The sequence below is a fragment of the Lactobacillus sp. UMNPBX16 genome (genome assembly GCF_002553775.1).
In the GTDB taxonomy this organism is placed as follows: domain Bacteria; phylum Bacillota; class Bacilli; order Lactobacillales; family Lactobacillaceae; genus Lactobacillus; species Lactobacillus crispatus.
This window is the reverse complement of record NZ_PCYU01000058.1, coordinates 1-7814: the sequence shown is the minus strand read 5'-3', so window position 1 is coordinate 7814 and position 7814 is coordinate 1. Positions and strand designations below refer to the sequence as shown.

Here is a 7814-nt window from a genome sequence, read left to right as displayed (position 1 = left end):
ATTTGAAATTGCAATTTTCGTAAAAATTTATTTCAAGAAAATAAAAAGACGGGCGTTGGCTCGTCTTTTTTGTTTGGATTGTTATTTGAGAGAAAATTTCTATTTAAACAAAAATATCCTTAAAATCAGCTACCACGTCTTTATTCTTTCTGCCAGGAATAACAGCGTAAATCAAAGTGGAGATGCTTGTCGGAGTATCAAAGGCCTCCTGCCACATTTTTGCGACTTCTTTTGCGTTAAAGCCAAAAACTCCTGCACCCCAGCCTTTGACCACTTGATTTATCTTAGTAAAGACTAATGATAGAGTTTGAGCAACTGCTTTATGGCGACTCAACAATTCTCTAATCTTGTCATAAAGCTTGGCTTTACGGTCGTCTCCCGGCTTTGCTTGCCAGTTTTCGCCCGTTTTCCAGAAGGTAAAGCCTAGGAAATTGCTCTTCGTTGGTCTAACTACTTTAGTTTTAGTAGTGTTAACTTTTAAGAACAGTTTTCTTTCTAGCCATGATGTAATTGACTTCATCACGCGCTTAGCCGATTTACCACTCTTGACGAAGATATTGCAGTCATCGACATAGCGAACAAAGCGCAAGCCTCTTTGTTCCAATTCCTTGTCCATTTTATCTAAATAGATATTGGATAGGATTGGCGAGAGCGGTCCACCTTGCGGTACGCCAAACTTTCATTGGACTAGATGAATGTCATGCCCGACACACTTCAAAAAGCAACGCTGTTGAGCGTGGCTTTATATATTTTCTCTATTTTCCACTCAAATTAAGAGCTATTTGAGAAATCAAAGTATCCATGAAATACATACCGAAAAAGACAAATAATGCCACAATTAAGATCTTCCATGAAATCTTTGATAAATCCTTCAATCTATGAGTTACTGAAATTCCAGCAAAGGCTAATACCGATGTAGTTAATGATAAAAAATCTACTGCATTAATTACACGAACACAATATGGACTAAGCAAACAGAAAACTAATGAAACGATAGACACCCAGCCTAGAATGGGAAATCCTCTAACAATCTTCCACGGAACTCGTTTCATTAACATACTGATAATAATGCCAATCAGAGAAAACAGCCATAATAGACCTAGGCCGGCAAAAGTATCAGGTGTAATTGGGGTGCTCTTAGGATTTTTTACTAACTTAATCCACTGAACAAATAAAACTAAACTAACACTAAGCAATAAAATTAATGCATCTCTACCTAATTTATAAAAATTATTTTCTCTAATCATGTTCTGGGTATACTTCTTTCTTTTTATCAAGCAAACTAGTCAAGTGAACATACATGAATCTTTGCAAAGGAACTGCGAGGAAATACATAATATAAGTTCCAATAAAACTAGTTAACAACTGACTTGCTGCCGCAAATGATAGAATCGTCTCACTATGTTTAGGAACCAGAGCTGCTAAAGCTGAAGAAGCTGCAGTCATCATAGAACTTGATCCTACTCCAGAACTCATCGCAACAGCTTGATAACTAAAGCCCATCCCCAAAAGAACTGGTGCTAAAATTGAGAAGACAATCGAACCAAAAATTGTTCCAATTAAGTAAATACCTAGGACTCCTCGACCTTCCGGTGAATCAAGTGTATATTTTTCACTAATATAGGCTAGTTCTCCTTCTCTGCCTAATCCCAATGTTGAGCCAATGGCCTCTTGTCTTAATCCTAGTAATAAAGCTACTGGTAGTCCAAATAAAATTGTGCCTAAATTACCTAACTCATGAATGAGAAATACCCAACCTACTGATAAAATTTCATTAATCTTAGGTGCAACATTTGCTCCATAACGTGCCATTAGTGGCAACATTATTAAAATCATATATTTTCCAGCAAACTTTACTCTTTTATCATTGTAGAGTTGCTTAATCGGCTTTAATGGAAGTAAATAAATAATAATCGCTAAAATAACTGCGAATACTAATGATAGAATTGAAACTTCAATTTTACCAATTTTGAAAACCTGCATCCCTATAAATTCCGCAATAGTGTCAATCAATAGCACTAAAATAATTAATGGACCATAATTTTTTAAAGATTTCATTTTTCTGCTCCCATTTTATTTAATTGTTCAAGATATTCCTGATTTGTTCTACGATAAGTCCTGATTTTATTAAGATTATTTGATATTTCTAAAACACTGTTAAAGATAAATTCCGGGAATATGTCCAGTACAAAAACTGGATCAACTAATTTAAAATCAGAGCCATGAATGGTTCCATTCCAACCACCATATCCAATCTGAATAGTTGGCATTAGATAACTTACATCACCAATATCACCAGCTGCCATGGTATAGCCTCGGTTTTCAATCAATTCTGAAATCTTGTCATTCCTTAAAAATACATTTTTTATTAAAGCATTCATGTCTCTATTCGACCTTAAAGGCAAATAGCCAACCTGTGTTTCTGAATTAAAATTACCGCCTAAAGCTAGGGAGCATCCTTCTGCTGCTTGATTGAATTGCTTCATTAGTTGCTGTGCATATTCGACATCAAAGTATCGTATATCTGTCCCCATGCTAACATGATCGGGAATTACATTAATCGATTCTGTATTATCACCTATCATCACTGGATTAAACCTAATTTGATTTGGATTTTTTAATTGTTGACGTTTGAAGGCCAAAGCAGTGGTAAATAGGGTGGCTATACTCTGTGCATTTACCCCCTCTTCAGGAGCAAATGCTGCATGACTCGCCTTACCAAAGAAGTCAAAGTATTGAAAATTAAATCCAGCTAAATCACAATTAATTTCAATAGTCCTACGCTCAAAATTTTCACCTATAGCATGAACTGAGACACAGTAGTCGACATCATCAAAGACACCTAATTTAATTGCTTCTTGTTTACCACCAAAATAAGTGATTTTTCCTTCCGCTTTCTGTTTTTTGCGCCACTCCAAATCAACAAATTCTTCAGCCGGTGTAAAAATAAATGCTAAGTTAGCGCCAAAATCACCAATTCGTTTATTTTTCACTAGTTCATTCATAATCGCTAAAGCTATTGTCACCTGAGTATAATGGCCACAAGCTTGAGCTGCTCCTGTTTCACTATCAGCATTTCTATGCCCCGGCTGGCATAGTGAATCTAGTTCTGCAATAATTCCAATAGTCTTAGTTTGGTGATTATTAAACACCACTTTTATCCCTGTATTGCAGAAATGTTCGACTTTTACCATAGGAGTGATTTCATGAATAGCTTCTTCTATCGCCTCAGAAGTTTTATACTCCTTATATCCCAACTCCGGATTATTTAGTAGATAATCTGCTAATTCCCGCATTCTTGGATAGTATTCTTGAAAGCTCGACATTCAATTCCCCACTTTTTCAAATCATCAATATTACATTTGATGGTTTAAATAGTACAGCGATATTCAAGCTAAGGCAAGAACAATTTTCAATTATAATAAATAAATAGTTCGTATTTTAAATAACAATAAGCATAAATAAAGCATCACTTACAAGAAAAATCTCACAAGTGATGCTTTATTTGTAGTAAAAAATATTTAGAATTTACGTAAACCATGTTGGTAAACTTGCTTGTCTTTTTGGCCGACTGCAGCAACATTTTCTAATGGATTCTCTCGTAAAACTAAGAAATCCGCATATTTGCCCACTTCAAGTGAACCATATTCTTGATCAACCTTAAGCAATTCAGCACTACCCAAGCCGCCTGCTCTTAAAGCTTGATAATTTGTGGCTCCTGCTCTAACCAATTCCACTAATTCATTAGGTGTATCAGAGAAGCGATTGAAATATGTTCCTGCGTCTGTCCCCATTGCCAGTCTCACCCCCTCCTTGATCGCATGGCCGACATGATTATAAAAGTCATCAACTACTGCACACATCTTGCGGTATGAGAACTCAGGTACAACATCTTTTCCATGAACGACGATTGTCCGACCTGCAGTCAATGTTGGTGACAAAAATGTACCTTGTTTTTTCATCAAAGCCAAGTCATTATCATCTAAATAAAAACCATGTTCTACAGAATCAACTCCTGCAACAACTGCATAATGAATACCAAGTCGTCCCTCGGCGTGAGCACAAACTGTCATATGCTTGGAATGAGCCTCTTCTACTGCCATCTTCATTTCTTCAAGCGAAAGCTCAGTATCATCTACTTCATCCCCAAGTGACATAATTCCACCGGTAGCCATCAACTTGACATTTTTTGCACCTTTGGTAAATTGTTCTCGGACTGCTCTACGCATGTCCTCTGGACCGTTAACCAAATGACTAGCATTTTGCTCTCCATTTAACCCCACCTTGAAATCACCATGTCCGCCGACAATTGACATTGTCATTCCAGTTGGCATCACTTGAGGACCTTCAAAAGGATACTGCTTGCGCATCTGCACTAATTTACAGTCAACATCAAAGGATGTGCCACAACTACGAACATAAGTCACACCAGTTTGTAAAGCTTCACGCAGATCCCGCAGTGCTGCATAAGTAGTCGAAGCTTCAGTAGTCGGAAATTTTTTCTTCAAGTCAGAATCAAGCCCCATGTGAGTATGTGAATTAAGCAAACCGCTCATCACATATTTCCCTTTAAGGTCAACTTGTTTGTCAAAATCTGCTGTGCATTTTCCCTTACCTTGATCGGTCAATTTACCTGTTTCATCATCAACGACAAACCAAGCATTATCTACTAGATTATCTTCATTACCAACGAATAAATTACAATTTACAAAAGCTGTTTTAGTCATTATTTTTCTCCTAATTATTACTTACAGATGCATCCTTAAAGCTGAAATTACCACCCAAGAATTCTACATTTTTAACACTTGGTCGAACCATCCAAGCTTGACCATCATGGAATAATGGCGTCAATCCTTGTTGATCAGTTAAAACACGTTCTGCATTATACAAATCTTCTAATCGCTTAGTAGGATTTAATTCCTTATCTGAATTATTCATATACTTGTCAAAATCTTTGTTAGACCATTTACCGAAGTTATAACTTTGTCCTGTCATCATTGTGTGCAATTGTGAATTAGGATCTAAATAGCCCGAAGTCAATCCAGTAAAGACTGCCTCGAAATCACCATTGAGCATTTTCTTAACTCTAGTAGTCTTCGGCATGCTTCTAACAGTTACATCAACTTTTTTGCCAAAGGTATCTTCTAACTGGCTTTGCACAAACTCTAAAACCTTTTTAGAAACGTCATCATCGTCACCCATTAAGGTAAAGGCCAACTTATTCTTACCCAATTCTTTTAATGCTCTATCATAAAGTTTCTTAGCGCCTGCAGGGTTATAATTCATATATTTATTAGCTGGATTTTTGCTTTCAACATACTGGTCAAAATTCTTACCATCAACATATTCATTTGGTCCAGCAAAAGTTCGGGCTACAGTATTAGCACCACCAACTGTTTTAGCCAATTGAGCTCGGTTAAGTGCCATTGAAACTGCTCTTCTAAAATCGACATTAGCTAGTTCTGGATGCTTGGATACATTGAAAGTCAAGTATTCAGTTCTATCTAGTTTATAGACTGTATAACCAGATTGACCCTTCAGTCTCTTTGAAGCCTGAACATCAAGATAGGCACCATCTAATTTGTTAGCCTGATACAGATTGTAATCAGTTGAAGGCGTCTTTTGTACACTATAATTAACCGTCTGCAATTTAACTTTATCTTTGTCCCAATATTGATCATTCTTTTCTAACTTCCAGTTAAGACTTGAACCAGTCCAGCCTTTTTGAACAAACGGACCATTGTAAACCATATACTTAGATGCAGTCCCATATTTTTTGCCAAACTTTTCGACTACGTGTTTATTTTGCGGATTCCAACCAACTGACAAGGCTTTAAAATACGGTACGGGATGTTTCAAGTGAACTACCAATTCATATTTACCCTTAGCTTCAACACCTAAAGTCGACGGAGCTTTTTTCCCAGCTAAAACATCATCTGCATTAACTACATTTGACCACTCATTTTGCTGTTGTGATTGTGTCTTAGGATCAAGTGTCCGTCTTAAAGAATAAACAAAATCTTCAGCGGTCACTGGATCACCATTAGACCACTTAGCATTCTTTCTTAAAGTAAAAGTCCAGGTCAAACCATCTTTACTCTGATTAGTTTTAGTAGCCACACCAGATACAACTTTACCCGCTTTATTCAGTCTATTGAGCCCTTCAAAAACATTAGATGCCTGTTCACTACCAGTTGTATCTACCATCTTTGAAGGATCCATAGTTTGGATTTCTGAGGTAGTCATCCAGTTCAATTCTTGCTTAAGTGCTTTAGCACCTGACTTGTTTGATGAACATGCAGATAAAGTACTTACTCCTAAAAGTGCTACTACAGTCGTGCCAAATAATTGCTTCAATGTTTTTCTCATTTTTATCTCTCCCATAAGTCAAAAAATTGACAACAAGCTTATGATAATAAAAAAACGCCCTACTAGATCAATTGATCTAATAGGGCGTCTTCAACGCGGTACCACCTATTTATTCGTAGAATAATACTCACTAAAATTCTACCTCATGCACGTGCAGCTAATTCAATTAGAATCAGCGATACGTCGCCGCTATAGAGGGCGGACCCTGAAGATGCTAATATCGCACTTTCAGCTCAAAGGTGATTTTCACTTAATTCATCATTATCTTCTTCCACCAACCGAAGACTCTCTGCAAATCATTTCTTAAGTTACTTTCCTTATCAAAGCTCTTTTTTTTATTTGTTGTAAACAATAATATCATGTATTTTTAATCTGTCAATTATTTTTTTATTTTTTTCAATTGTTAAAAATAAAATGATCAATTGCCTCGGCAACTGCACCATGATTATTATCAGCCTGAGTAATGTAATCGCATTGCTCTTTCATAGCAGGATTGACATTAGCCACACCAACACCCACACCAGCAGCCTGAATCATTGACAAGTCATTAAAATTATCACCAATGGCAATTGTTTCTTCAATCGGCACCCTAAGCTGCTCAGCCAGCTTCATCAGTCCCGCGCCTTTATTGACACCTTTACGGTTAAATTCTAAATAACGATTAGATGAATATGAAATATCCAATTCTTGCGTAATTGGTCCTAATTCAGCGGCGATCCGGTGCAAATAATTATTATCAAGACTCTCATAGAGCACCTTGGCAATTTTCTGCCCCTCCAAAAATGACAAGTCTTTATCTTCAATCTCTTTAAACTGGTGTCGTCCCGTCATATAGGCACGTTCATCATCATCGATATGATACGTATATACCATATCTTGAGTGTAAACATGCATGGCAATATCTAGTTCAACCCCATGCCGATATAACCGATCCGCAATTTCATTAGGCAAGCCGTCAAAATACAGCACGCGATTATTCTTATTTTCTGTAATGCTGGCACCATTGAATGAAATCACATATTCATTAGCTGCCTGCTCTAATCCTATTTCCTTTAAAGTATTTTGGACAGAAACGTAGCCTCGTCCAGTTGCAGGAACAAATTTTACACCGTGAGCAACTGCTTTTTGAATCGCTTCTCTATTTTCTACTGAGACATGCGTATCTGCGCTCAACAACGTTTCATCTAAGTCACACGCAATAATTTTATACATCTAGTCACCTCTTCATGCTTAGTTTACCGGAGACACGCAAGCCTAGCAAGGCAACAAATCTTGTAAAATAACATAATTCGTCTAAGTGTAAGCGATTACAAAATAGTAAAAATATTTTTCATTACATAGTTATAATAGACATGCAAGCCTTTAAATAACAGCGTTCTTGCGCCTTGAAGACGGTAAAAAATCATGCTAAGTTAGTGTCAAAAGCTAAGTGTATAATTTTTTGC

At 36.7% G+C, this 7814-nt stretch carries 6 protein-coding genes, 1 pseudogene and 1 other annotated feature; all 7 genes and pseudogenes read right to left on the bottom strand.

The window, feature by feature from the left end:
* Positions 1-259 precede the first annotated feature (259 nt).
* Positions 260-679, bottom strand: a pseudogene (locus CP367_RS09835) (reverse transcriptase domain-containing protein); the annotation flags it as partial.
* 76 nt (positions 680-755) lie between these two features.
* The gene (locus CP367_RS09830; protein WP_005727136.1) at positions 756-1247 is read right to left on the bottom strand and encodes a hypothetical protein; all 492 of its coding nucleotides are present in this window, start codon (positions 1245-1247) and stop codon (positions 756-758) included.
* The gene (locus CP367_RS09825) at positions 1240-2058 is read right to left on the bottom strand and encodes a DUF3100 domain-containing protein (protein WP_089146239.1); all 819 of its coding nucleotides are present in this window, start codon (positions 2056-2058) and stop codon (positions 1240-1242) included. The genes CP367_RS09830 and CP367_RS09825 overlap by 8 nt, the downstream gene beginning before the upstream one ends.
* On the bottom strand, positions 2055-3326 hold the full coding sequence (locus CP367_RS09820; protein ID WP_098043562.1) for a M20/M25/M40 family metallo-hydrolase: 1272 nt from the start codon (positions 3324-3326) through the stop codon (positions 2055-2057). The genes CP367_RS09825 and CP367_RS09820 overlap by 4 nt, the downstream gene beginning before the upstream one ends.
* Positions 3327-3521: 195 nt before the next feature.
* Positions 3522-4727 carry an amidohydrolase family protein gene (locus tag CP367_RS09815; protein WP_023488233.1) on the bottom strand — a complete coding sequence of 402 codons (1206 nt, stop codon included), beginning with the start codon at positions 4725-4727 and terminating at the stop codon, positions 3522-3524.
* A 10-nt stretch (positions 4728-4737) separates the two neighbouring features.
* The gene (locus CP367_RS09810) at positions 4738-6369 is read right to left on the bottom strand and encodes a peptide ABC transporter substrate-binding protein (protein WP_089146237.1); all 1632 of its coding nucleotides are present in this window, start codon (positions 6367-6369) and stop codon (positions 4738-4740) included.
* A gap of 77 nt (positions 6370-6446) precedes the next feature.
* Positions 6447-6702, bottom strand: a binding site (T-box leader).
* 63 nt (positions 6703-6765) lie between these two features.
* Positions 6766-7581: a Cof-type HAD-IIB family hydrolase gene (locus tag CP367_RS09805; RefSeq protein ID WP_005719852.1), complete on the bottom strand. Its 816-nt coding sequence runs from the start codon at positions 7579-7581 to the stop codon at positions 6766-6768.
* Positions 7582-7814 lie beyond the last annotated feature (233 nt).

Coding starts and splice junctions, on each gene's coding strand:
- CP367_RS09830 (WP_005727136.1), bottom strand. CDS start 1,247: ATGATTAGAGAAAATAATTTTTATAAATTAGGTAGAGATGCATTAATT.
- CP367_RS09825 (WP_089146239.1), bottom strand. CDS start 2,058: ATGAAATCTTTAAAAAATTATGGTCCATTAATTATTTTAGTGCTATTG.
- CP367_RS09820 (WP_098043562.1), bottom strand. CDS start 3,326: ATGTCGAGCTTTCAAGAATACTATCCAAGAATGCGGGAATTAGCAGAT.
- CP367_RS09815 (WP_023488233.1), bottom strand. CDS start 4,727: ATGACTAAAACAGCTTTTGTAAATTGTAATTTATTCGTTGGTAATGAA.
- CP367_RS09810 (WP_089146237.1), bottom strand. CDS start 6,369: ATGAGAAAAACATTGAAGCAATTATTTGGCACGACTGTAGTAGCACTT.
- CP367_RS09805 (WP_005719852.1), bottom strand. CDS start 7,581: ATGTATAAAATTATTGCGTGTGACTTAGATGAAACGTTGTTGAGCGCA.